Source organism: Ruegeria sp. YKSF57, from assembly GCF_059612585.1.
Map to the genome: position 1 here is coordinate 1 of NZ_JBXWQW010000047.1, position 24,295 is coordinate 24,295.

General features: G+C 55.3%; 19 protein-coding genes. 7 read left to right on the forward strand and 12 right to left on the reverse strand.

Features of this window, described 5'->3' with window-relative positions; genetic code table 11:
• Positions 1–128 precede the first annotated feature (128 nt).
• From AC2FLX_RS17595 to AC2FLX_RS17605, 3 genes are all read left to right on the forward strand, one after another.
• Positions 129–863, forward strand: coding sequence for an alpha/beta fold hydrolase (locus AC2FLX_RS17595; protein ID WP_496811002.1), 735 nt, complete (start codon positions 129–131; stop codon positions 861–863).
• Between the two features lie 222 nt (positions 864–1,085).
• The gene (locus tag AC2FLX_RS17600; protein ID WP_480748566.1) at positions 1,086–1,904 is read left to right on the forward strand and encodes a class I SAM-dependent methyltransferase; all 819 of its coding nucleotides are present in this window, start codon (positions 1,086–1,088) and stop codon (positions 1,902–1,904) included.
• A 151-nt stretch (positions 1,905–2,055) separates the two neighbouring features.
• Entirely contained in the window at positions 2,056–3,819 is a 1,764-nt protein-coding gene (locus AC2FLX_RS17605) for an adenylate/guanylate cyclase domain-containing protein (protein ID WP_496811003.1), read from the forward strand.
• Between the two features lie 142 nt (positions 3,820–3,961).
• Here AC2FLX_RS17605 and AC2FLX_RS17610 read toward each other — a convergent pair whose 3' ends face one another.
• Together AC2FLX_RS17610 and AC2FLX_RS17615 are read right to left on the reverse strand one after the other, a co-directional pair.
• Complete coding sequence (locus AC2FLX_RS17610; RefSeq protein ID WP_480748568.1) at positions 3,962–4,792, reverse strand: class I SAM-dependent methyltransferase; 831 nt, start codon at positions 4,790–4,792, stop codon at positions 3,962–3,964.
• A 129-nt stretch (positions 4,793–4,921) separates the two neighbouring features.
• A complete protein-coding gene (locus AC2FLX_RS17615) occupies positions 4,922–5,119 on the reverse strand; it encodes a hypothetical protein (protein WP_480748569.1) in 198 nt (65 codons plus the stop codon).
• 204 nt (positions 5,120–5,323) lie between these two features.
• On the opposite strand from AC2FLX_RS17615, the gene AC2FLX_RS17620 reads away from it, so the two are divergent.
• Positions 5,324–5,827 carry an Hsp20/alpha crystallin family protein gene (locus AC2FLX_RS17620; protein WP_480748570.1) on the forward strand — a complete coding sequence of 168 codons (504 nt, stop codon included), beginning with the start codon at positions 5,324–5,326 and terminating at the stop codon, positions 5,825–5,827.
• A gap of 496 nt (positions 5,828–6,323) precedes the next feature.
• Here AC2FLX_RS17620 and AC2FLX_RS17625 read toward each other — a convergent pair whose 3' ends face one another.
• Together AC2FLX_RS17625 and AC2FLX_RS17630 are read right to left on the reverse strand one after the other, a co-directional pair.
• Entirely contained in the window at positions 6,324–7,769 is a 1,446-nt protein-coding gene (locus tag AC2FLX_RS17625; protein WP_496811004.1) for a DUF1254 domain-containing protein, read from the reverse strand.
• Positions 7,770–7,873: 104 nt separating this feature from the next.
• Positions 7,874–9,295 (reverse strand): DUF1214 domain-containing protein, encoded by a 1,422-nt coding sequence (locus AC2FLX_RS17630; protein WP_496811005.1) that lies wholly within the window; start codon positions 9,293–9,295, stop codon positions 7,874–7,876.
• A 169-nt stretch (positions 9,296–9,464) separates the two neighbouring features.
• On the opposite strand from AC2FLX_RS17630, the gene AC2FLX_RS17635 reads away from it, so the two are divergent.
• Together AC2FLX_RS17635 and AC2FLX_RS17640 are read left to right on the forward strand one after the other, a co-directional pair.
• On the forward strand, positions 9,465–10,490 hold the full coding sequence (locus AC2FLX_RS17635) for an AraC family transcriptional regulator (RefSeq protein WP_480748562.1): 1,026 nt from the start codon (positions 9,465–9,467) through the stop codon (positions 10,488–10,490).
• A 389-nt stretch (positions 10,491–10,879) separates the two neighbouring features.
• Positions 10,880–11,500: a sulfotransferase family protein gene (locus tag AC2FLX_RS17640; protein WP_480748572.1), complete on the forward strand. Its 621-nt coding sequence runs from the start codon at positions 10,880–10,882 to the stop codon at positions 11,498–11,500.
• Between the two features lie 272 nt (positions 11,501–11,772).
• On the opposite strand, the gene AC2FLX_RS17645 is transcribed toward AC2FLX_RS17640, so the two are convergent.
• The 5 genes from AC2FLX_RS17645 to AC2FLX_RS17665 form a co-directional block, all read right to left on the reverse strand.
• The gene (locus AC2FLX_RS17645; protein WP_496811006.1) at positions 11,773–12,405 is read right to left on the reverse strand and encodes a tyrosine-type recombinase/integrase; all 633 of its coding nucleotides are present in this window, start codon (positions 12,403–12,405) and stop codon (positions 11,773–11,775) included.
• Positions 12,406–12,957: 552 nt separating this feature from the next.
• Positions 12,958–13,743, reverse strand: a complete 786-nt coding sequence (locus tag AC2FLX_RS17650; RefSeq protein ID WP_496811007.1) for a SphA family protein — start codon at positions 13,741–13,743, stop codon at positions 12,958–12,960.
• A gap of 185 nt (positions 13,744–13,928) precedes the next feature.
• On the reverse strand, positions 13,929–15,368 hold the full coding sequence (locus AC2FLX_RS17655) for an arylsulfatase (RefSeq protein WP_496811008.1): 1,440 nt from the start codon (positions 15,366–15,368) through the stop codon (positions 13,929–13,931).
• Positions 15,369–15,386: 18 nt separating this feature from the next.
• Positions 15,387–17,309, reverse strand: coding sequence for a DUF3604 domain-containing protein (locus tag AC2FLX_RS17660; RefSeq protein ID WP_496811009.1), 1,923 nt, complete (start codon positions 17,307–17,309; stop codon positions 15,387–15,389).
• Positions 17,310–17,444: 135 nt separating this feature from the next.
• Positions 17,445–18,998, reverse strand: coding sequence for a DUF1254 domain-containing protein (locus tag AC2FLX_RS17665; protein ID WP_496811010.1), 1,554 nt, complete (start codon positions 18,996–18,998; stop codon positions 17,445–17,447).
• Between the two features lie 260 nt (positions 18,999–19,258).
• On the opposite strand from AC2FLX_RS17665, the gene AC2FLX_RS17670 reads away from it, so the two are divergent.
• On the forward strand, positions 19,259–20,281 hold the full coding sequence (locus tag AC2FLX_RS17670) for a helix-turn-helix transcriptional regulator (RefSeq protein WP_496811011.1): 1,023 nt from the start codon (positions 19,259–19,261) through the stop codon (positions 20,279–20,281).
• A 680-nt stretch (positions 20,282–20,961) separates the two neighbouring features.
• Here AC2FLX_RS17670 and AC2FLX_RS17675 read toward each other — a convergent pair.
• Genes AC2FLX_RS17675 through AC2FLX_RS17685 form a run of 3 tightly spaced genes read right to left on the reverse strand, consistent with a single transcriptional unit; the run spans position 20,962 to position 24,277 of the window.
• Positions 20,962–21,684 carry an alpha/beta fold hydrolase gene (locus tag AC2FLX_RS17675; protein ID WP_480749227.1) on the reverse strand — a complete coding sequence of 241 codons (723 nt, stop codon included), beginning with the start codon at positions 21,682–21,684 and terminating at the stop codon, positions 20,962–20,964.
• Positions 21,681–23,225, reverse strand: coding sequence for an ABC transporter permease subunit (locus AC2FLX_RS17680; RefSeq protein ID WP_480749228.1), 1,545 nt, complete (start codon positions 23,223–23,225; stop codon positions 21,681–21,683). Before AC2FLX_RS17680 ends, AC2FLX_RS17675 begins: the two co-directional genes overlap by 4 nt.
• Complete coding sequence (locus AC2FLX_RS17685) at positions 23,222–24,277, reverse strand: quaternary amine ABC transporter ATP-binding protein (RefSeq protein ID WP_170506780.1); 1,056 nt, start codon at positions 24,275–24,277, stop codon at positions 23,222–23,224. The genes AC2FLX_RS17680 and AC2FLX_RS17685 overlap by 4 nt, the downstream gene beginning before the upstream one ends.
• Between the last annotated feature and the right edge of the window lie 18 nt (positions 24,278–24,295).

Consider the following 24,295-nt stretch of genomic DNA (forward strand, 5'->3'; position numbering starts at 1 on the left):
TGCTTGGTTCCGGGTTTCTTTCTCATCTCCACTCCTTGGCGGTTACGATGAGCCAGAAACCCTCTCTTATCAAATCGACCTAAACTGTCCCATTGGTGCTGACGTCAGACAGGATTAGTCGGTTAGATATGGATTTTCGTCTTCCACACCTAGCACATTTCATCACCTCAATTTCGAACACACACAAGTTCATTCGTTTTGATGCACGCGGGAATGGCCTTTCTGATCGAGAGATACCCGACATTTCTTTCGATACAATGATTGAGGATTTGCGGGCTGTCTTTGATGCTGCCGAGGTCGAGAGAGCCCCCATTCTTGGTATGTCCCAAGGATGTGCGGTGGCAGCTGCTTTTGCAGCGCGTTTTCCGGAGAGGATCTCGGGTATTGTGATGGTCGGAGGGTTCCCGCTTGGCCGATCCAAACGTCCTGTAAAAAGGGATCAGGAGAAAGCAAGTGCCATGCAGACGATGATGAAGGTTGGATGGGATGACGACTATCCTTCACTTCGCGACATGATGGCTGACATGATTGTGCCACAGGCCAGTGTCGAAGATCGTCGTCAATTCGCAGAGGCAATGCGCGACATGGTAACACCTGAAGTGGTTAGCAGCTACCGTAAGGTTATCGATGAAATAGACGTGACCGATATTCTCCCGGATATTCAAGCTCCTTGCCTTGTCCTGCACTGCGATGGCGACCGAATGCACCCAGTTGAGCAAGGACGGCTGATGGCATCTCTCCTACCTGAGGCTCGGTTTGTGACATACGAAAGCTCTAGCCACATACCTTCTGCGAATGACCCATGCTGGCCTTTGATGAATGCCGAGATTGAGCGGTTTCTGAAACAGTGCCGGGCTAGTTGACAGCAGACAAACTTGCTCGAGTTCAGGTGCCGGGTTTGAAACGGAAATGGCGGATACTGCCGCCAGACCGGACCATAAACCGTTTAGACCCTCAGAGGCTGACGAAATGCGGCAGGCGGCAAAATTGATTCCGATCTAGCCCCCATGTTCAGGGTGTCCTTTGGCTGAACTCGACCTGTTGTGCTAAAATCTCAGAGTTCAAATGATATCGGAGCGGTCAAAATGACGACGTACGAGGGCTTTGCGGAACTAGAAACGAAAGGCTGGTCTGACGATACGATTTCATCCGGCTACGTAAACATGTTCTCTGAAGCGAGTGACATGGCAATTCCTTCCATTGTGTCCAGTATCAAAAGTACCGATAGGGTTCTCGACCTCTGCTGCGGGCAAGGTAATGTTACAGAGGCTCTTGCCCAATCTGGGTATTCGGTAACGGGGGCAGATTTTTCCGAACAGATGCTCTCACATGCACGCAAGAGGTTTCCTGCAGGAGACTTTGTTGAAGCCGATGCACAAGATCTACCTTTCGAGGACGGGCGCTTTGACTGTGTCGTCTGCAGTTTCGGTTTAATGCACGTGCCCGATCAACCAAAAGCGCTCTCGGAAATTCGCAGGGTTCTGAAACCAAAGGGTCAGTTCATTATGACGTCTTGGTGTGGCCCAGATATCTCCCCTGTCTTCCAAGTTTTTTATAGCAGCGTGCAGGAACACGGACATGTTTCCGTGAAAATGCCCGACAGTCCGAATTTTCACCAGTTTGCAAACGAGGAAATGGCAAAGTCGATCTTGTCAAACGCGGGTTTCGACGTGGAGAACCAGCACCAAGTCGATTGTTTCTGGATGTTGGATGCTCCAGAAAGCTTGGCGGAGATTTTCCAGAACGGAGCGCCTCGCGGTGGATACTTGCTGTCTCAGCAGCCAGAGGTGAACAATGCAGCAATCAAAGCTGCGGTGGCCGAAAAAGTCAGTGAACGCTTCATCCACGGTGACAAATGGCGGGCTCAAATTCCGGCATCCTTGATCGTAGCGCGTGCTCGGTAAACCAAATCAGGCAGCAGTGGGCTTGTCCCACGCATCATGTCTGTTTTTTGGCTCAATGCCCCAGAATGAGCGCTGATAATTGTTTTTTTCCCGATTTTGATGAAGAGTGTTGGTTAGACGTGTTGTTGAGCACGTTAGGAGGTTGGAAACAATGGAACGACGCCTTTCGACAATTATGGCCGCCGACGTTGTGGGTTACTCGTCGCACATGCAGCGGAATGAGGCCGACACGATCCTCCGGGTAGGCAGGCTGATGAGGGTGCTTGAGACTTCGGCGGAGCGCCATAAAGGGCGCATATTCAACCGGGCCGGTGATGGTTTTTTCCTTGAGTTCTCCAGCCCCGTTGCTGCTGTTAGATGTGCGTTCGAGGTGCAGTTGCAACTGGCGAAGCCCATTTCCAAAATCGAAATCGGACTGGAACTCAGAATAGGTTTACACGTTGCTGACGTCATGGTTGACGGAGATGATTTACTTGGAGATGGCGTCAACATCGCGAGCAGGATTGAAGCGGAAGCCGAACCTGGCAATATTCTGATAAGCGGCAGTGTCTTTGAGTATGCAAAGCGTTCCGCACAACTCAAGTTTGAGAACCTTGGAGAGCGGCACCTAAAGAATATTGAGCGACCGGTGATGGTATATTCCGTTGTGGGTGAGCTTGGGAATCAAAGTTGCGGAACTGCCATAATTGAAAACGACACTTTACCGACTCCTGCCAGTGCAGAGCGCCTAAAAAACTCGATCGTTGTCGTTCCATTCAGAAACCTCAGCAATGATCAGGATCAGGAGTATTTTGCTGAGGGGTTCACCGAAGACATAATCACCGAGCTTTCTCGTTTTAGGGACATTACGACGATCTCAAGAAATGCGAGCTTTGGGCTCAGAGGATCCGATGCAAGCGCAACTGAACTCGGTGAGAGCTTGGCGGCTCAGTTCTGTCTTGAAGGCGGGGTTCGCAAACTCGGAAATCGCGTCAGGATCAATGCGCACCTTACCGATACAGGATCGAACGAAAAGGTATGGGCGGAGCGCGCCGATTTTGATTTGGAAGACCTTTTCGACGTGCAGGACGATTTGATTGCAAAAATTGCTTCCTGTGTCGCTGGACAAATTGAGCGGCGGCTTGAAGCAAGTGCCCGAAGAAAGCGACCAAGCGATTTGGAAGCGTATGAATGCCTTATACGTGGTCTATCCTATCATCGCGTAGGTGGCGTTACATTGGAAAATGCCGAAAAGGCCATGCTTTGGTTTGACCGGGCGATAGAGAGAGATCCTAAATTTGGGCGAGCCTATGCGTGGAAAAGTTGCGCGCTTGCGACCGTTGCGGAATGGACAGGTGAGGACGTATTCGACGAAGTGTTGGATTTGGGAAAACGTGGTCTCGAATTGGACGATACGGACGCAGAATGCCATCGAATAGTTGGCTCTATGGCCTTTTATCAATCTGACTTCGTAAGCGCGAAGTTTCATTTTGATCGCGCACTCGAACTGAATCCAAGCCACGCATACCTCGTTGCGCGAACAGGCGAGCTCTACAATTTCCTCGGCGACGGCGCGACGGCTTTGGAGTATCAAAAGCGCGCCAAAATGTTGGATCCGTTTCTTCCAGAGTATTGCCGTGAACTAGAAGTGGTTTCACACTATGTCCTCGACGATTTTGAAACGTGCTATCGGATCGTAAGCGAGTTTTCCCGGTTGACTAGAAGAGCAGCGGCTTACCGCGCCGCTGCTGCTACGCAATTGGATGATTCTGGAAAATTGGATGGCGCATCACAGGATCTACTTATGCTTGACCCCCAGTTCGATCCGGAACTTTTTATCGAGACGGAGTATTACAAGGATCGCGACTTCGCTAACCTACTTAAAGCCCGACTGCAGGAAGCTCTTCAATCAGTTTCGGTGAAGCTGGCCAGCTAGGACTGTTTTGGATTTGAGTTCATGTTCTGATGTCCCGTTTTGCTCCTGATTGATGACGACCTCGTCCACAAAACTGATAAATTCTAGCCTTGTAGGCGAACGTCTTTGGCTGAGCGCAGTTTTTGTTTTGACAAGCAGAAAACTAAGCTGGCAGACGCGCGTGGATTTCAATCGGGGCTATTAGCCCGCCTTCGATATTTCGAACCATGTGTTGCACCTTCAGCGCCGTGTCATCGCCCATGATAAGATGCAGACCCAGAGGTGGAGGGCCGTCCGCACGGCTTTGTGCTGCGGCGAGGTCTGCAAAGAACTGTTTGGCAAATGCTGTGCGGTCGATCCGGTCGGTCACCTCGAAACCAACAGATTTCAAAGCTGCCTCATATGTCTCAGGTGGTGCGAGCGCGCTCTGATCCGAGGAAGAAGCCCATGGCGCCGGATAGTCCATGTGACCCTCTCCGACTTGCATGACATCATAAATGGCAAAGACGCCACCTGGTTTGAGTACTCGCTTCGCCTCTCGCGCTATACCGACTTTGTCCGCGATGTTCATACCAACGTGGATCATGTAAGCGGCATCCATAGACCCGGCATCCAGCGGTAAATCGAGCACGCTGCCTTCGAAGAGCTGAACCCGATCTGACAAACCCGTCCACTCTGTCAGGGCGCGCCCAGTTTCCACGAACTCAGCAGTCAGATCGATACCTGTTACGTGGGCTCCGGTGGCAGCTGCGACGTAGCGAGCCGGGCCGCCAAGACCGCATCCAAAGTCTACAACTCGGCTCGCGGATGATAGGTTTAGCGCCTTCACAAAAGGTTCGGTCGCTAGGCGCCCGCCAATGTGAAACTCGTCTACGGGAGCCAAAGCGTCGTGAGAAATTGGCGGAGTTAAGTCCAGTGCCGCACAACCATCAGAAATCTTCTTCAGCAAGTGCCCAGAATGGTAGTGGTGCGCGACGTTTTTGGGATTGGTCATTTTGAAGCCTCCCTAACAGATGTCGGCAGGGTACACATGGTGATCCGAAATGTCAGCTAGGTCCGCAAATCGGACTGTCGAAGCCGCCATTGCTCTGAGCAAAGTGAGCGAGAGTAAGTATTCTAGTGATTACTCTGACAAGTCGTTGCCGATCGTATGAATGAGATTGGCTAGCGCTATTTGATCGGCAACCGTCCAATCCTCACCAGTGTCAGTTATGTTTGCGTCAAGGCATTCACGCGCCAACGTCAGGGCATCAAGAGTGTTGCGCTTCACTGCGTTGCCGTGCTCTGTCATGTGCATTTCGTCATCATAGAGTATCTTCATCGGCTTTCCTTTCATCCCCTGCGCCAAGTCTACCACCGTCGCAGTCAAGCGCGCGCTTAGAAGCCTCAGACACCTCAATTGAGCCGAAGGCCCAAAGAAAACCTGTCGGTTAATGTCCAATCGCTCTTTGAGCGAGATCAATGCCGCCAAGCGTTCTGTTCATCAAAATACCTTCGTCGTGACCGAATTAGAGGAGGAGCTTTTATGGCCAAAGACAAAAAGTCCCTGCAACTGTTCCCTGGAGCAAATCCATTCGCGGACAATTTTCAACGTGAAATGGAAAACATGATGTCACGTTTCTTTGGCGGGGCGTCTCAATTCATGCCATTCGAAACTGCGGCTCAGAGGACGGGTTTCCCGTCACTTGATATGACTGGTGCAATTTCGCCAGCAATAGACATCCAAGAAACTGAAAATGCCATCGAACTGACTGCTGAGTTGCCTGGCCTTGGCGAAGATGATGTCGAGTTAGAGATCAAAGACCGTCGTTTAGTGCTGCGGGGCCAGAAGAACATTACCCGCGATGACACAGGCGACGTGCATGTGAGCGAGCGAAGCTATGGCAGCTTTTCACGCACGATGATGCTTCCCGAAGACGTTGATGTTGAGAACATCACGGCTGAGTTTGATAAGGGTGTCTTGCACGTCAACATGCCAAAAACGGAACCAAAGGAACCAAGCCGGAAGATCAAAGTCTCTTCCAAGTAGCGGCATCTTGAGAATTTTATGAAGAGCGCGCTGCCTGTCGAGGAGGACAGGCAGGGCTATTTCTCGCCAAAGAAGTTGACAGTACTTTTTGGTTAGCGTGATGTCGCCAAAAATCGGGCAAAGTTGTTCGCAGACCAGAAGTCAATCGTCATAAATCCGTCATATATGTTTTACATAGTCAGGGTGGCCTTGTGAGTGGGCCTAGTATTTATGACGCTTCTGGCCCGTCTCTTTCTAGGGGCGGGCCAATTTTTTGATTTGGGACCAAGGTCCGCTTCGTCCCGCGACTCGGACCTTCGACGATTTTTCACGAATGGCCGCTGCTGGTGAAAGCCGCCGTTCGGGCTGGAAATTTCAAATCGACGGCTTCGAACGGCTGCTAAACGCGACACAGCAGACACTCGCCAAAATTCAGAGAAGGTCTGCACCGAGCCCAGAGCCGACAGATTGAAATCGCGACCTTCGCTCATGCAGCATCCTGAACGCTTCGGTTACTTCAGTCGATTAATTCAATGTCGGCAATCGGCCACTTGCGCTCAAAGTAAGCATCTGTGGGAGCATAGAGCCTGAGATAGGCAAACCAGGCGCGATTGGGCGCCGTCGGGATCCAGTTTCCTTCCTTGCCCTCGGGCGCTTCGGGGCCGAACCAGATTTCGGTAGATCCGTCTTCACTAACGACGAGGTCTTGGTTGCGGGACGAACGATCCGCCCGCTGCTGGTCATTTCTTACGAGGGTCCGGGTGTCCGCGTCATAGGCCGTGATGGACCAAAATTGCTCCGCTGGAACCTCGGGCGGCACGATCAGGCGGTAAGTCTTGCCCCCATCAAGCGTTCGTCCCTCACTATCGCGATACGCGCCAAGATAGGCCTGGCCGATGCCCGAAACCTGTGTGACCATTCCGTCTGAGGTCAACATTGCTTCGTAGGTATAGGCTGCCCGCTCATCCAACTGGCTCCACCCATCGATGTCTTGGCTGGGCGTAACTTGGATGACAACGTCCCACTTGGCGTCTTCACGATAAAGCGCTCCGTTGAAACGTTTGGAGAAGGCTGTTGCACGTGCTGCGGCTTCACCAAAAAGAGCAGCGTCCCGCAGGATTTTGGCCTGACGCTCATTCGGCTCGAAGGGTAGTCCCAATTCGATGCCGAGCGGGCGCAGCATCGCCATAAAAAATCGATCTCGCTCGGCGACGGGTTCGCGCTGCAGGATCGCGTGCAGACGCTTCCAATAATCGAGGCTACGCGGCTGGATGTGAAGGGCGAGGTCCACGTCCTCCTTTGGAGCCAGAAAGTTCGTTTCCGGCGGGTGGAATCTACTTGCATATGGGTAGACCCTGACACCCGATTTGATCTTAGTAGCAAGTTCCGGGTCCGTCTCTAGGATCCGGTACATGAAGATGATGTTGTTTGTCTTGGAGCGCAGCGTGAAATCGGCCTGAGGCTCGGAAACCATTTGTTCCGGACCAGTCACGAGATAGCGCGCACCCATAGCTTTATCCGGACCGCTTTGGCCAAGATCGGCCACCGGACGTTGCCATGCATCGTTGATCATGCCTGCGCCGGCGCCTTCCGGAAGCTCGATGACTATCGGTCCTGTCGTCGTCAGATCGGCAAAGCCGATAAGGTAGGGTGTCGATACATTCGCTGTGAGCCAGACGCCAACGCTGCGGTATCCTTCATAAGTTACCAGATCACCCTCCAAGGCCCCTGTGTTCCGCATCTGGTTCACTCGCGCTTCCTCGAATGCGACGATTGGCAAAGCCCAGAGGTAGGCTTGGACGGCCCGCTGGAAATCGAGAATCTCATAGATTGTTTCGACGGTGTCCGTGGTCGGTTGGCCCAACTCGAAGGTTAGCACGCCGCGGCGTGTCTCCAGCGTTCCAGAACCGGTCAGGGGTTCTGGATCTACATACTGCGCGAAGGTCGCGGAAGGGGCCGCCATGGCTATGACTCCCGCGAGTAAAATTGAAAGAAAAGAGTCGGGTTTGATATTGACCTCCTCGGTGTCCTTTGTTTCTTCGTCTTTTTGGGGCGCCGTTGCGAAGGTTATTCGAGGCGTTCGATGTCGTTCATCTGGAAGCTCTTGTTGAAGAGCGCAGGCTCTGGTCCATAGAATCGGCTTAGCAGGAAGTACCGCCGGTCAGGGTTGGTTTGCAGCCAGTTCGCTTCATTTCCTTCGGATGGTGTCGGACCGAGATAGATGTCGATGCTGCCGTCATTGTTGTAGGCGACGCTGTCCATTGTGCTGTCGATTGTGTTGCGCGGTATGTCCCGAACGAATGCTGCCGTTTCGAGATCATATGTCGTGATGGACCAAAAATCCCGAACAGGAACATTGGATGGAACGGTGAGCTTGTATTGGCGGTCCCCAAACAGCCAATCACCGCTCGGGTCCTCAGCGAGATCGAGGTAGAAGGTCGCAGAGCCATAGTTTTTGGCGCTGGAAATTACCCCGTAGTAGGTCGTTCCATTGCGAATATAGTCCGCGTGAGTCGGGTACTCCCATGAAAACTCGGTCTCAACAGCCCCCTCGGGCACGATCGTCGACCAATTTTTATCATTATAGAAAGGCCGATTAAATGTGCGGTGGTAAGAGAATATTAGATATTCAAGCGCCTCGGGTCCGGCCTTATCGAACACGGCCTGCATCTCTGCAGTCGGTGTAAATGGCTGCCCTTTTTCGATGCCAAGATGGGTTAGCATGCCCATCATCGTCATGTTACGTTCTTCTACCGGTTCCTCCTGCAACAGTTCGTGGATCTCTGCATAGATAGTCCCATCCAGAATCGGCGTCATCTCGAGCAACTTGCCTGCCAGATCAACATATTGCGTTTCTGCGGCCTCACCGGCAGTTGCAAGCGGGTAGATCTTGATCTGTTTTGTGTATTCGGTCGCTTTAGCAAGGTTTTCAGGGCTGGCACTCTCGATGATCGGGCGCAGAATGCCAAAGCCGTTGTTCGTGCGCTGGGTATAGACGTAGGCATTAGGAAGCAATGGCCCTTCATACCCCTGGGGAAGGATCAGGTATTTTCCGCCGCGGCCCTTATCGCGCCCAGATGCACCTACATCATCCATTGGGCGCTGCCACGCATCCATGATCGTGCCAAATACACCTACCCCCGGCACGGCCGGCGGGATCTCGACGACAATCGGACCCTCTTCAAGGTTCCAGTAGAAATTGATGTATGGCGTTGTGTTGTTTGGCGTCGCAGTCTGGAATTTCCAGTCCTGCACCTCTGAGAAGTAGCCGATGTCATTCGGGCCGACCCCGGCATCTGCCAAGGCGTCCCGGAATTTTTTAAAGTTCATTATCGGCATTGCCCAGACAACCGCCTCAATTGCGCGGTGGTGCAGCATGCGATCTGCAAGGGACAGCTCTTCAGCCAAACTCTTTATCGGCACGATCACTGTAGTAAAAGCCATGGCTAGGCAAATGAATGCCCCGTGGAATTGTGTCAGAAACCTCATTGAACTCCCCCGTCTAGCTGCAGCGCACGCCATTAACACGTGTCTGTCTCGGACGCCCGATTTCCAAACATCGTAATGCCTAGTTCTCTATGAAAAAACTTCGTTCGCTTGTCATTTTCGGACAGCCAAGTATGCTTTTCTCAAGTTTTTCTGCCCAGCGAGGAGTGGAATGGCATCTGAAGTTCCGATGATTTCTGCCCTGACCCTTAGCGGTATGCCGCAGTTCATCGAGGCAGAAATTGGATCGCGCGCGCTCAAATCGGCCCATAGCATCACCGGCCTTCCCACAGGCGTGATGGATGTTGAAGACGCATATATTCCGGAAGCGGCGCTGTCAGGCTTCATCTCTGAAGCGGCCCGTGCAGCCGGAGACGGCATGCTGGGCTTGCGAATGATACCGTACCTGTCTGTTGCATCCTACGGCACGTGGGGACAGTACTTGTTGGAGGCTCAGACACTTGGTGAGTGTCTCGAACGCCTTGAACAAGTAATTGGATTGCATGCCTCGTACAGAACTTGGACGGTGAGTGCTGAGGGGGCATTAATCTGGATACGATACAAGTTTCTTGTTGATCGAAACGCACATTACGAAAATCTCGCCTATTGCGGTGTCGGTGTATTGTGCAACATAGTTCGGCACTTCATCGGGTCCGATTGGAAACCTTGTGCATTGGAATTGGACGTGCCGAAACCCACCCAGATTTCTGATTTTGAAGATGCCTTTGCCTGCCCTATTGCCTTCGGCTGCAATTCGATTGGAATTGCGTTTAAGCAAGACGAACTGTTGTCGCGAAATCCGGTTGCGGCTTCCTCTGCAGCGGTTTCGCTTGCCGAAGTTTTCCGTTCGCGATCTTCAGCGATACCGAAAAAAGTTCCCGATGCAGTATCAGAAATCATCCGGCTTCAAATCCGAAAAGGAAAAGTAGACATGGATGCCGCGTCAAGATCTATGAACCTTAGTGTGCGCCGATTGCGTCGAGCTCTAGACAGAGAAGGCACTTCTTTTCGTAAAATCGCGCGGAAAATTCGGACTGATTTGGCGAAGGAGCTCATTTTAGGTACCTCACTGCCACTATCTGTAATCGCCGAGGAAGTAGGCTATGCAAATCCATCGCTGTTCACCCGTGCGTTTGCACGTGATGTAGGACATAGCCCTTCGAGCTACAGAAGTTCGCTTAAACATTCACTAAAATAACGAGATAACAAGGCGCCGTCTGTCCGCATGCAAGACATCAGGCGGGCGCGCAGTAGCAAATTTTGCTGCATCAGCATCAGGCGGCTTGGTCCGCACAATAGACGCTGCTCGAATTTTTGCGAATGGCTGCTCCAGGAATGAAGCTGACATTCGGACCTGAAATCGCCGTTTCGCTACCGCCAACTCCAGCTTTACCCCGAATAATAGGCATCTGAGCAAAAAAGTCGGATGACTGCGCGGAGCCCAGAGCGGTCCTTTCCTTGACGCCGTGAATATCCAGTACCGGTGGGCACCGGGCGACTTACATCATGTAGGGTATTGCCAGAGACTGCTTCGGGCCGCACTGTAGTTCGGGTAAAGCTTCCACATCGCAGCAAGGATTTCATCTGATGGCCCTCGAAATTATTGGCGCCGGCTTCGGGCGTACTGGCACGGACTCCCTCCGTGAAGCATTGGCGGTTCTCGGCTTCGGACCTTGCCACCACATGCATGAGATCCGGGACAATCCGGAGAAAGCGGGTCCATGGCATGATTATTTTTGTGGTGGGTCGCCGTTGGATCTCGACCTGTTGTTCGACGGCTATCGGTCGCAGGTCGACTGGCCTGGCGCCCATCTTTGGCGCGAGTCGGCTGAATACTACCCGAACGCGAAGGTAATCCTGTCGGTGCGTGATCCGGAGGGCTGGTATGCGTCCTACTCGAAAACGATCAAAGTTTTTCGCGAAACCGAAATGCCGCCGGAGGCGCCACATATGCGCCAAATCCAGGAGTTCGTGGATGTCTTTCTCGCCGACCGCTTCGACACCGAGGAACGGGCAATAAAAGACTTCGAGGCGCATGTTGCCGAGGTGAAGTCAGTGATCCCGGCGGACCGTCTTCTCGTATATGAACTGGGCTCAGGATGGGAGCCGCTCTGTGAGTTCCTCGGAGTATCTGTGCCGGATCAAAGCTATCCGCATACAAACTCCACGACAGACTTTCAGAAGCACAATATTGAACTGCAGAGATAGTCCGCAAAGCAGTCTGTCCGGTCGCGTCTGCGGCAGCTTGGTCCGCGACCTGGGCATTGACCATCGAACACTCGCTGCGCGCTGCCTGAATGTCGGCAATTCCTTCTGCCGTGCAGCGTGAGAAATTCGGCAGTGCAGCGGGGCGTCGCGCTGCAAGCGCGCGCAACAAAATCCCGATGGGTCTCCTTCGGGCTCAATCTAACCCTTGATCGACGTATCGGCGAACAGCCGGTCTTGGGCGGCGAACGGCGTGTGCCGTTCGCCGCTTGCGTTCAGATATCGACTCGCTCGGCGATGCTCAGCGCGTCTTCAAGTTCCACGCCGAGGTATCGCACTGTGCTGTCGACCTTTGTGTGACCAAGCAGCAGTTGGACAGCGCGGAGATTGCCGGTCTTGCGGTAGATCTCCGAAGCCTTAGTCCTGCGAAGCGAATGCGTGCCGTACCCGCTGGGTTCAAGGCCGATGGATGACACCCACGCCCGTACGAGCCTGGCATATTGCCGGGTCGAGATGTGCGGAGATGCGTGGAAGCGGCTGGGGAACAGGTATCGGGAGCCACGCATTTCGGGGCGATCGAGCCAGACGGCAATCGTTTCGCGCGTGTTCTCAGACACTTCGAATTGAACGGGCCGATTGGTCTTGCTTTGCACGATCGTGACGCGCTCGCGAACGCGATCACCGACGACAAGATCGGAGACCCGCAGTCTGACGAGGTCACATCCACGAAGCTTGCTGTCGATGGCGAGGTTGAAGAGCGCCAAATCGCGGAAGTTGCCTGCAAGTTCTAGCCGCGCCCGAACGGCCCAGACCTGTTTGGGAAGAAGCGGGCGTTTCTGACCGATCAGGCGACCTTTGTTCCAAGCCTTGCGTTTCGATTTGACGGCGGGAAGTTGGATTTTGGGCATATCTGGGCCTCCATCCGTCCCTCCCGGCCCATGCGCCAACACCGCGTTGACCATTGATTCTAGAACTGTTGGTCAATGACCGGTATCGACTATGAGGCTGGGGCCGCCGATGCTGCACCGCGTCGGGCGGCAACGAGCCCATTTCGACCAATGCTGCGTTACGAACGAACTGGCGCAGTGCGCGGAAAGCCGACGCCTCACATCAACAGCACCGCCCTATCCAAACTAACATATCGGTTTTTATGGCCGCGCTGCAGCTTTCGCATTCCTGCCGTTCAGGCACCTCGACGTCACAGCACTCTGGACGGAGACTCGACCGCTGGGCGTGATGTGGTTGAAAGCGCCGATTTCCACTAGCGCGATCACGAGCGAACCGGTGTAGACCGCGCCCTTCCACAGCCCGTTCCAAGGCAGCAGCTTCAGCTTGAGGAACAAAAATCATACAAGGCCGAAGTATATGGCGAGGACGATGACCATGGCTACGGATTCCCTTAATTAAGTCAACGCGGCGTTTGCAGCTTCGCCGAGTTTCGATCTCACTTTGTCGACGCACTAGAAGGGCAAGGACAACGTAAGGAAAGCAGCGTTTCCTTGGGTCCTGTTCTTGGTCTCGTACTCATGGTAGGCGCGAAAGCTGGCGTAGACCGGGCGACCGCCAAGTTGGCCGCTATAGGCTACTTGCGGGCCAATCCCATACGTCTCGGATCGAAACCCTCCGAGAGCGGCAGGTGCACCTTCGTCGTCGGTTATCTGCCTATATGCAAACCCCACAAGACCAAGTTGCCAAGTCTCGGAAACGAACCTTGATACTGCCCAGTCCACGTGTGCGGACGTCCCGCTGGTATAGTCGGTATCGGGGTTCTCAAGGTTATATGTGACGCCAAGAGTTGCCGAGGCTTCCCATCCTGTATCCGGATTGAAGTAGGTGTAGGCACCCCCAACGTCGATCGCAGCGTGCCCGAGACCGAGGTTGGTGAGCCGTCCCGCCTTGTAGTCACCGACGGGGATTGCGCCGGTGACGTAGGCCATCCAATTGTTGGCACCGTTATTCCAGAATAGCTGGGCCGTCGGATAGAGGTCACCGAACCCGGTAACTTCCTTAGACGCGCTACGGGAAGGAGACCCTAGAGTGGCATCCGCTGATACGTCGCTCTGCGCAATGATCGTTGCGAGCGACAACGCCAGTCTACCGCCCAGAACATCCGCTTCGGGGCTGTAGGTCGGTATGATGAACTGGCCCAGATAGCGCGCGTCAACCCCGAGGCGGACCTCCCCACCCAAATCAAGAGGTCGGTCTGCCGATGCGTCGCCGGAATATGCATATGTGACCAGTGGCATGGAAAACTCCGGTTCAGGCGGGATCGCTGCAAAACTTGCATACTGTCCAGGCAACCAGAAGCTGACGCCACCTTCATCTGCATCCAAGTCGCTGCTGCCTGCGAATGTGAAGAGCAGGCTGACATATGCGAGGCTCGACAGCTTCGAACCCGGAAGCGTTGAACCCAGGCGAACGAATGAACAGCTCATTGCGCCGGAGGCTCATAGGGGTCGGGAGCGCCCGTCGGAATTGGCGGAAACTCCTTCAGCGACTGCACGTGCTCTTCCAACTGAGGCAGCGCGGCTTTGGGCACCCATGTGTGGGGGAACAGAACGTTATCGCTCTCTCCGGGGTCGTTCATCAGATTGTAGACCCGTGGCATGGTGTATTCGCGCAAAATACCGTTCCAACCCGTCTGTTCCTTGAAATGCAGTTTCCAGTCGCGCCACTTCACGCCGAATACGTCATTGCCCATGTAGACGATAAAGCCGTCGCGGCCGGACTCTTCTTTCTCACCGAGCATGAAGTCCGCCATGTCGAGCCCGTCAATCACACGATCCGTAGGCACGTCACCCCCGGCGATTCTCGCTAGGGTCGGGAATAGGTCCATGGCGTGAACAATCTCGTCACTTACCCGACCAGCTTCGATTTTCTCCGGCCAACGCACTGCGAATGGAACACGCAGGGCACCTTCGTATCCTGTAAAGAGGGTAGAACGCCATGGACCCGAGGTGCCATGTACCGCCGTCTCGACAGTCATGCTCGTTTCGCCGTTGCCCAATGCTTCGGGACCGTTGTCGGCAGTAAAGATGATGATCGTGTTGTCGGCCACGCCAAGGTCGTCAAGCGTGGCGGTTAGTTCTCCGACGTAGCTGTCGATTTGCATCAGAAGGTCGGCCCAAGGGCCGTTCCCGGACTTCCCGACAAAGTTCGGGTGCGGCATGGTCGGGAAATGGGTTGCGGTATACGGCAGGTAGACGAAGAACGGTTTGCCCGCTTCGACGTTTTGCGTCATGAAGTTTATGGCCCGGTCCGTGAGATCGCGGTCGATGAGGGGGCGATATTCGAGCGTATAGGGTTTCGCCTTTTCCGGCATGCTGCCTTTTACGCCGTCCATGACATAGGTCTGTTCGACGCCACTGCCCTTGAACTCGGCGAGTGAAGAATACACCGATTCATCAGTGGAGTTCGGGACGCCGTACCATTCGTCAAAGCCCTGATCGGTGGGAAAACGCCCCTCGGTGCGGCCGAGATGCCATTTCCCATACATGCCTGTAGCGTAGCCAGCTTTGGCCAGCATCTCGGCCATGGTGACTTCCCATTGCACGAGGCCATAAACGCCTTCGCCCAGTGGAACGACGCCATTGCCGCTGCGGATGGCATAACGGCCTGTCATGAGCGCTGAACGGGACGGGGTGCACTGAACCTCTACGTTGAAGTTCGTAAGCCGAAGACCCTCTGCTGCGAGTTGGTCCAGTTCGGGCGTGGCTGCGCCCCGGGTGATCCCCCCACCGTTAAAGCCGGGTTCCCCCCAACCGAAGTTGTCCATGAAGATCAGAAGGATGTTCGGTTTTTCCTGTGCGAACGCAGAACTGGACACCAAGAGGGCACCCACGAGTACTGCGGTTCGGAAAACTGCTTTCATAAGGGTGCTCCTATGCTCTCAGCCTTCGGGCGTATACCAGATGGGCGAGGAATATGCCCGTTCCTGGTGGATCAGCTGGGCGTCTTCCGGCAATTCGATTCCAAAACGGACCTTGTCGTACACGACCCATCGGGGGGTGGGGATTTCCAAGACGCGCACGTAGTAGAAGGCGCGCTCTGCGGGATCAAAGTCGGGATCGGTCCAGACCGTGGCCAGTTCGGAGTCCCCAATGGTGTTGCTCCAGCTCGCCGTCTCTAGGTCGACAGTGTTGCCGACTGCGGGCAGCTTCCCATTAGCGTCGAGCTCACGATCCCCCGACCAGGCAACGTCGTAGACGCGTTCTTGTGTCGCGCCATCGGCATCCAGCCAACCCTTAACGACCTGGATCCGGTCGAGATTGGCACCTATGGGATCGCGAAGCGCCGCAATCAGGAAGGTTGGCCCGCCATCGCCTTCGCGCGGCCGGAGATCGGACCCCATGGGCACGCCCCGGGTGTAACCGGCTTCGGCGATCGACCGGGTGCGCAGGTCTTCATCGGTGAAATCCCATCCGCCGAACATGCGCCAGAACATGCGGGGACCGGTCGTCGCATATGTTTCGCGCCGCTTGAACGCGTCGAAGATCGCTGACCGGGTATTCTCTTCAGCCCACACCGCCGTGTAACCGGATGCGACGAGAGTATGCCCTTCGATGCGCCCGAGGTCGCTTGCGATGAAGGGATGCTCGATCCGCGTGGCAGATGGTTCGACGCTGACAGACTTTCCGAAGAAATTGTCCTCTTCAGCTGTCGCCAGTGCCGTATGACTGTCCGTGGCACCGCCCATCCCAAACTTGTAAGGGTTGGTGCCCAGCCTGGCCTCGATCGCCAAACCCTGCTTCAGTGCCTCTCGCGCATATTCACCCGCCAACATTTCAGGCGTTTTCAACTCGGTGAGATCGAGGTTACCTGTATCCCAGTTCTCGTAGTCAGCGAATTCATCATCCGGGCTGAGAAAGGGGTGCGCCTCGCCATCCCCCTTGATCTGCGTGACCTCGTAATGCGGCTCCCACTTTGCACGACGCTCAACGTAAGTCTCGTCGACTTCGCCACCGTGATAGGTGTCCTCCGTCGGGAACATCCACCCGTTCGACAAGTTACCGTTGTGGGCGAACGCGACGGCGCGACCACCGGTCTTTTCCTGATATTCCTCCAACCAGTCCCACAGCGTGTTGGGGTCTGTGTCACCCATCGGCGGCTGCGTCACGGGCGGCACCACCTGTAGCGCCCGCATCGCTCCATCGCGCAGCATAACGTTGCGGTGCAGATTGAAACCCTTCGGCACCGATGTCCATTCGAAGCCGATGAAGGCCGTGAAGGTACCCGGATCATTGTGGCGTTCCGCGGCGAGAACGATGTCTTCCCAGACATAAGAGAAGGCATCCGATCCGGGGCTGTACGCGTCGACAATGGCTTCAGGCAAAGTCATCTGGGCGAAATTGGTAATCAGATCGAAAGCAGATTTTCCTGCTGCTTCGCCGCCTTGGCTGTAGCCTTCATACCACTCGCGGCCCTTTGGATCGGCGAGGATTGTGGGATCGCCAGCCTGGAGATCCGGTGCAAAGCCCATCAGGTCCGTGTGGTCTGTCAGTACCATCCAGTCCAGCGGGCGGCTCAACCGAACCGGCTGGCCTGTTGACGAGACGATCTGCTTACCCTTCGCGAACTGCCAAGCGTCGTCCGGACCAAGGATATTGCCGAAGGCGCCCGCATCGAGCGACAGGCCGGTGTGCAGATGAGTCTCGCCCCACAAGGGGCGTTCCGGGAATGTACGGTTCGCGTACGGCGAAAACGGTCGCTCAGCGAAGGTGCCCTCGGTCGATTCTTCTGTCTGCACGATCTGCCCATAAACCGGCGCCGAGACCAGTACAGCAAGAGATGTCAGAATTGTCAGTCTGTGCATGCGGTTTCTCCCACTTTTCTCGCTCATCTGAGCGTTTGGAACTCGGGCTGGCGCCAGCCGCTGTCGATCCAGACAATTTGGCTCCTGAGCATTTCAGGGCTTCGGGTTGTCCGCCAACCGGGCTGGCGCCATTTGTCACTCCATCAACTCAAGGTCGTTGAGCACCCAGGTCTTGTCGATGAAGCTCTCAAGGGGACCATAGAAACGAAAGACCAAGAAGAACCCCTTGTCTGGGTTCGTTGGCACCCAGTTGGCTTCCTTGCCTTCGGGCGCCTCGGGGCCGAAGTAAACATCAATCGAGCCGTCGTCATTGACTTCGGGGCCTTCGTTGCTGCCCACGGTCTTGTTGAAGTTGTCCCCGGCATCCAGCAGACCGCGAGTCTGTGGATCATAGGCCGTGACCGCCCAGAAACGTTTGACCGGAGGATTGGCTGGCACATTCAGTCGGTAGGTATTGGCCCCATCCAGATGGACCCCGTTGCTGTCCTTGGCGGCGTCCAGGTAGTAGGTTCCCGCGCCCGGAGTGTTGGAAAGCAGGAAGGGGGACATCACGATGGCCTGATAGTGCCACAGCGTCCGGGCATCGATGTCGTTGTAGCCGTTCCGCAGGAATTCCGTGTTGCGCACGAACATCTTTTCCCAATTCCGGTCCGGCCAATACTTAACCTCGGGATCACGTGGTGCGAAAACGATGGCCCGGGACATGGCGGTCCCCACTTTGGCCGCCTGATCGAAGATTTTCATAAGCCGCTCATCGGGATTGAACGGCTTGCCTTTCTCGATACCAAGCGTCGCCAGACGCCCCAGTTGCTCCTTGTCGAACAACTCCGAAGGTTCGTATTGAATGACCTCGTTCAACATCTCAAAGAACGAACCGTCCTCTGGCGGAAGAGGGTTGATGCCGTAACCGGTCGCGTTGAAGAATTTGCCTTCACGCGGGCCAGTTTCCAGCGGGTAGACTTTCATTCTTTCCCTGAACCATGCCACCGCCTCGTCGCCCGCGCCGACTTCGCCGAAACCGCGCAACATCAGCCAGACCCGATGGCTCGGGGACTGCACGACAAAATACCCGTCCGGAATCTCGCCTTCATAACCCGGAGGCAGAAACAGGAATTTGCCGCCCTCACCCTTGTCGGGCCCGACTTCCCCGATATCCACCAGGAACTTGAAGGTGATGTCATCGGCGGTGCCATTCATGCCCGCTGGCGCCTCCAGCACCGTCGGGCCATCGATCTTGAGGTCAAGAGACACAATGGCATATACCGTACTGTTGTTGCCGGTCAGATACGGTTCACTGGGGGTAAAGCGATCCGCGGCCACAGCGACGTCCGATGAACTTGTGTATTCGAAATCGCGAATTTGGCCTTTGATGATGGCGTAGGTCGAAACGGTCGGGAAGAAATCCATATATGCCTGGGTCGCCCGCTGCCGATCCAGTTCGTCAAAGATCTTTTGCGCAGAGTCCTCGGTGGGATAGGCGCCGTACTCGAACTCGAGGGTACCGAAATTGGTCTCGATCCTGTCAGGAGCAGGCTTGAAATCCGCCCCTACCTGCTTCTCACCCGCATCTTCAAACAGGTTCCTGTTCTGGCCAGTATCACTCGGATCTGAACCGGTGGATGTGTCTGCCATGGACGGACTGACCAAGAGAGACAGTGCGATGGCGGTGGAAGCGAAGAGTGGTTTCATTGGCTCTAGTCCCCGTTGTTTCAAGCGCATGGTCGATGTTGAGTCATGATTCATACACGCGTTGGCATGGCTAGACGGCGATCGACGGCGTGAGAAACGCGGCAGTTCTTTCCATTCCGTTCTGCCTTTCGAATTCATAACTCATTGTATCCCGACGGCGTTGTTGACTACGCCTCGACTGGTGGGCCACAGTAGCGGCGCGCTCGCCGGCCCGTGAACCATTTGGTGCCAGCAACGAGAACCACTGGATTTGGAGACCGATGGCCTCACTCCCTGCGATCACTGTTGCAGAAGCGCTTGGGTCAATCCCGAGCACGATTGAGGCTGTGCTCGGACCAGGTGCTCTTCGGCGCAGCTTGAGTGCGGCGAACCTCCCGCAGGACTTCCACTCCAAGGTCGGAGATTACATACCGGAGATTGCGATCAACCGCATTCTGCAATCAGCCGCGCAAAGCGCGGGTGATGAACTTTTTGCGCTGTACCTCGCCGAGGGTCTTTCTGTTCGAGATTATGGCTCATGGGGCGACTACGTGCTTGAGGCTCCAAAGTTGAGAGACGCTCTCCTCCGCGCAAGCAGCATCATTCATTTTCACGCCAATTACGACAAGCTTCGCCTTCGCGAGGGAAGGGTCACGTCATTTTTTGAATATGTCTTTGCTGAAAGGAGGGGTTCCGGCTATCGACATGTCGCGCTTGCTGGGCTGGGACCCTTGCTCAGCATACCCCGGCATTATAGAGGCTCCAGGTGGCGACCCGTTTCCATCGGCCTCGACATCGGCGAAACTCACAGGAAAGCATGTATCGAGGACCGGCTTAGCACAGCAACGCGATGCGACGCGCCCTGCATTTACCTCGAGATTCTCAATACTGACCTCGCGGCGGAGAACCCGAACGCCGCCACGACGTGGACGACACGCGCCGATGTTGTCCGGCAGTGCAACGGTGGGCCTCCACGTCAACTTGTTCCGTATGTCGAGCAACTGATTGTGCAACGGTTCGGAGTGGCAAGCATAGCGATTGATGACATCGCCTCGTTGATGTCGTTAAGCCGCAGGTCGCTGCAACGCCATCTTGATGCGGAAGGAACGACCTTCAAAGCTATCACCGCGTCCGCCAAGATGCATCGGGCTGCAGAGCTTTTGTCCGACAGTCGCATGCAAGTCTCGGAAATCGCGGCACTGCTCGACTACTCAACGCCAAGCCACTTCGCCCGGGCATTCAGGAAGTGCTACGGAAGAGCTCCTGGCGAATTCCGAATGAAGGGAACCGACCATCACAAGTGACGGCTTTGCATGCGACGCCTTTGTTCCCAATGCATCGCCCCAAGGGCAAACGTCCGCATTCAAGACTGCGATGCAGCGCGTAACCGAGGCAGTCAGTCTGCTGCATGAGCGAAGGATACGATCTCAAATCGGTCGCTCTGTGCCCCCTACCGTCATCTGATGCTTTCAGTTGAGTGTTCTGGGTGTGAACGTCCGCTTGTTTGTCTATCTGATGATCTCGTTTGCGTCTGTGGCAACCTAAAGCTTGTTGTAGCGGACACCAAGCGGCTTGGACGCTAAGCGCAAACACCGGCCATTCCCGCGGGGAGGTCGACCGGCCGCAGTGTCCCGCGATTTGTGAATTGCCGCCTTCAAAAATTCTGCGCGGTTCACGAACGACCGAAATTGCCGCCGCACCGCGTCATGGAATCTCGTGTTTGTGAAGAATATTTGCCGCTGCGTGCGCACGCAGCACAAAACTCGAATTCACAGGTTGGGCTCGGCGCCGCCATTCTCTGCGGCTGGCACCGACTGGCGGTCAGAGCCCCGAGCCGACATTGCCGCTCAGCTTAGGTGCTGCGGATGCATTCGGCAGCTTTTGGTCGATTGCAGACCACGTTCCTCAAGCTGATGAAAACGAACACTGCGGACAAAGCTGATCTTGGCTGCCGCCCTGCAAAAGTCCAAGTTGTTGGGATTGCTCAGCGGTCCAAAAAGTCGGAGATTAAACGTGTGAAAAAATCAGGTCTCTCGGCATGTAGAGCGTGAGCGCAACCTGGCACAACTGCTAACAATGTATTGGGAATTGTTTCCCAAAGCATTTGAATTTGGCTCCACGGATATGTCCGATCTTGATCGCCCCAAAGCACAAGAGTTTCCTGCCGGATCCGGCTAAGGTTCTGCTCTCCTGACCAGGATTGCATCGCTTCAAGCCCAGCATTTATGGCGGCCAGTTTGGCTTGAGCGGCGATCCCGGCGCAGTGTTCATATCCTGGCGCAGCTTCGCAATCCAGAAACCAAGTCGCTGCGATCCTACGTGCGGTGGCCGCCGGGCCGTCTTCCGCAGCGCGTTTTTTACTGTGTTCAATGGTCTCGAACCGCCCCGGCAAAACACCGACCGCGCCCGTTGCGTAAAGCACAAGACGGTCAATCCTTTCAGCCTCGCGCAAGGCAATTTCCTGAGCGATCATACCGCCCATGGAGTGACCCAGCAGATGATATTCCTCTACTCCAAGGCCGCGGAGATGCCGGACGACCCAATCCGCATATCCGCCAATACTGTCAATTGGCGGCAGATAGGCATTTGCGCCGAACCCAGGCAGGTCGACTGCAATCACATCAGTATACTGCTGCAGGGCATCACGACACCCATCCCATTGTGCGCTGCCCCCCATGAAACCATGAACAAGGACAAGGGGGATCACTTTCGCTGACCTTGAACGATCCGATCAAGGATCATCGCACAGAAGAGAATGGCAAAACCTGCGAGGATACCCTGGCCCACATTGGCGTATTGCAGCGCCTCAAGGACGTCTTCGCCCAGCCCTTTCGCGCCAATAAGCGAGGCCACCACGACCATGGCCAGCGACAGCATGATTGTCTGGTTGATGCCCGCGCGAATGGAGGGGCTGGCGAGCGGCAGATCGACCTTGGTGAGAAGGTACCACTTGTTGGCGCCAAAACTGATCGCGGCTTCACGCACGCTTTCAGGAACACCGCGCAGACCCAAAACGGTAAGGCGTACCACAGGTGTCCCGCCGAAGATCATAGTGACAATCACTGCCGCTGGCTTGCCAACACCAAAAAAGGCAATCACAGGCACCATGAAGACAAAGGCAGGCATGGTCTGCATGAAATCCATAATCGGCTGGATGACAGCATAGAACCGCGGCCGGCGAGCAGAGAACATGCCCAAAGGAATGCCAATCACGATGGAAAGCAGCGCTGCAGTGCCGAGAAGCGCCAAAGTGGTCATAGCTTTTTCCCAGAAGCCGAGAAGGCCCATGTAGGCCAGAAAGGCACCAGACCATATAGCCATGCGCAACCCAGCCGTGAGCCAGGTCAACAGAACGATCAGCGAGGCCACCACAATCCAAGGCGTTTGAACCAGTGCAACCTCCATGGCATCCAGCAACCAGCGAATGGCCGCGGTGAGCCCTTCAAAGAACGCCACACTGTTGGCGACGCACCAGGCGATAAAACCCTCTACGCTGTCAATACTGGCCAGGCGGATTGAGTTGTCCGTCGGAAACTCGCTGAGAAATGAAAAACGGCCGGGGAAACTGTAGTGGATCATTGCGGTCGCGACCAACAAGATCATGAAACCCGCGCTGAAAACAATCTGACTGACCGGCATGCCAGAGCGAATGGCGCGATCTGAGAGCCAGTCAGAAAACCGGGCCTCCAGTGCCCAGTTGGCGGCCACAGCCTGTATGAGCTTAGCCACAAGCAAGATGATAACCCCGGTGAGTGCAATCGACGGACCTTGCGCGGCGAGCAGCTCTGCCTCGGCGCGGAAACCTTCAATGTTGGCCTCCAGCCCTTCGATCTGGCGCTGGATGGCGGCGGCTCGATCCGAGCCGCTTTCTTGAGCTGCAGCAAGCTGCTGGTAGCGCAAATCGAGCGTACCTTCGATCGAGGTCACACGGGCCAGCGCATCCGCTCCCAGATCTCCGAATAGGCCCCGCGCTATCTGCACAAAGCCGATTGCCTCGACGACAAGAAAGGCCAATGCCCATGACCAAAGTCCGCGTGCGCCGAACCAGATCGGACCAAAAAGCCCGGCCATCACATTGAAGGTTGCCGTAAAGCGCGCGGACGAACCGATCTTGTCGAAGTTGCGGATGTAGTAGTCGGGACTTGTGCGCACAAAGGTGCGGATATTCTCGCGGCGTTCCTCGGCGTAGGCCTGCGCGGCTTCGCTTTCTGTGTCTTCAAGGGGGTTCACACCAAGATCTTCGCTCATGACATTTCCGTCCCTTCAATCACGGTGCGCAACAGATCTGCGCGAGTGATGACACCTCTGTCTTCGCCGCCTTCGGACACCAGAACCGGCCGTTCATCGTCGATGGCTCGCGTAATTAAAGCGGAAAGCGTCTCATTGTGGTCCACCCGGTCGATGTCAGCGGGCAGCGGGCCGTGCGTGGCGAGGTAGCTGTCCAAGGGTTGCATCGCCGCATGAGCATGCACCACCTTCAGGCGCGATATCCCGGCCACGAAATCAGCAACGTAGTCATCAGCGGGATGCATGACAATGTCCTCAGCCGAGCCGATCTGCACCATTTTGCCATCACGCATGATCGCAATCCGGTCTCCTATACGGACGGCCTCATCCAGATCATGAGTGATGAAGATCGTGGTCTTTTTGAGGATTTTGGACAGCCGGATGAACTCATCCTGCAATTGTCGCCGGATCAGGGGATCAAGTGCGGAGAAGGGCTCATCCATCAATAGAACATCAGGGTTGGCCGCGAGCGCACGGGCAAGCCCCACACGTTGCTGCATGCCGCCAGAGAGTTCGTGAGCGAATTTCGACCCCCAAGCCCCCAATTCGACAATGTCGAGAATGGCGGCCGCCTGCCGCATGCGCTCGTTCTTGGCGACCTGGCGGATTTCCAGGGGCATTGCTACGTTATCAAGGACTGAACGGTGGGGCATCAGCGCAAAGTTCTGGAAGACCATCCCGATTTTTCGGTTGCGGAAAGCCTGAAGTTCCTTTGTGCCGAGTGCCATGACGTCCGTGCCTTCGATCTCGATCTTGCCGGCCGTTGGTTCGAGCAGGCGATTGAAATGGCGCACGAGTGTGGATTTGCCGCTCCCTGATAGGCCCATGATACAGAAGATCTCACCGCGTTTGACGTCGAGGCTGACATCGGCCACGCCCACCACCGCGTTGAATTCAGCAAGGACTTCAGCCTTGGTCAGCCCCCGCGCACGAATGGCTTCAAGAGCGGCCTCGGGTTTTGCCCCGAAGATTTTCCAGATGTTGGAAATTTCGATTACAGTCTCGTCGCTCATCCGCCCACCCGTGCGTGC

Coding starts and splice junctions, on each gene's coding strand:
- AC2FLX_RS17620 (WP_480748570.1), top strand. CDS start 5,324: ATGGCCAAAGACAAAAAGTCCCTGCAACTGTTCCCTGGAGCAAATCCA.
- AC2FLX_RS17595 (WP_496811002.1), top strand. CDS start 129: ATGGATTTTCGTCTTCCACACCTAGCACATTTCATCACCTCAATTTCG.
- AC2FLX_RS17615 (WP_480748569.1), bottom strand. CDS start 5,119: ATGAAGATACTCTATGATGACGAAATGCACATGACAGAGCACGGCAAC.
- AC2FLX_RS17625 (WP_496811004.1), bottom strand. CDS start 7,769: ATGGCGGCCCCTTCCGCGACCTTCGCGCAGTATGTAGATCCAGAACCC.
- AC2FLX_RS17650 (WP_496811007.1), bottom strand. CDS start 13,743: ATGCCACTGGTCACATATGCATATTCCGGCGACGCATCGGCAGACCGA.
- AC2FLX_RS17660 (WP_496811009.1), bottom strand. CDS start 17,309: ATGCACAGACTGACAATTCTGACATCTCTTGCTGTACTGGTCTCGGCG.
- AC2FLX_RS17645 (WP_496811006.1), bottom strand. CDS start 12,405: ATGCCCAAAATCCAACTTCCCGCCGTCAAATCGAAACGCAAGGCTTGG.
- AC2FLX_RS17680 (WP_480749228.1), bottom strand. CDS start 23,225: ATGAGCGAAGATCTTGGTGTGAACCCCCTTGAAGACACAGAAAGCGAA.
- AC2FLX_RS17670 (WP_496811011.1), top strand. CDS start 19,259: ATGGCCTCACTCCCTGCGATCACTGTTGCAGAAGCGCTTGGGTCAATC.
- AC2FLX_RS17640 (WP_480748572.1), top strand. CDS start 10,880: ATGGCCCTCGAAATTATTGGCGCCGGCTTCGGGCGTACTGGCACGGAC.
- AC2FLX_RS17630 (WP_496811005.1), bottom strand. CDS start 9,295: ATGAGGTTTCTGACACAATTCCACGGGGCATTCATTTGCCTAGCCATG.
- AC2FLX_RS17635 (WP_480748562.1), top strand. CDS start 9,465: ATGGCATCTGAAGTTCCGATGATTTCTGCCCTGACCCTTAGCGGTATG.
- AC2FLX_RS17610 (WP_480748568.1), bottom strand. CDS start 4,792: ATGACCAATCCCAAAAACGTCGCGCACCACTACCATTCTGGGCACTTG.
- AC2FLX_RS17605 (WP_496811003.1), top strand. CDS start 2,056: ATGGAACGACGCCTTTCGACAATTATGGCCGCCGACGTTGTGGGTTAC.
- AC2FLX_RS17655 (WP_496811008.1), bottom strand. CDS start 15,368: ATGAAAGCAGTTTTCCGAACCGCAGTACTCGTGGGTGCCCTCTTGGTG.
- AC2FLX_RS17665 (WP_496811010.1), bottom strand. CDS start 18,998: ATGAAACCACTCTTCGCTTCCACCGCCATCGCACTGTCTCTCTTGGTC.
- AC2FLX_RS17685 (WP_170506780.1), bottom strand. CDS start 24,277: ATGAGCGACGAGACTGTAATCGAAATTTCCAACATCTGGAAAATCTTC.
- AC2FLX_RS17600 (WP_480748566.1), top strand. CDS start 1,086: ATGACGACGTACGAGGGCTTTGCGGAACTAGAAACGAAAGGCTGGTCT.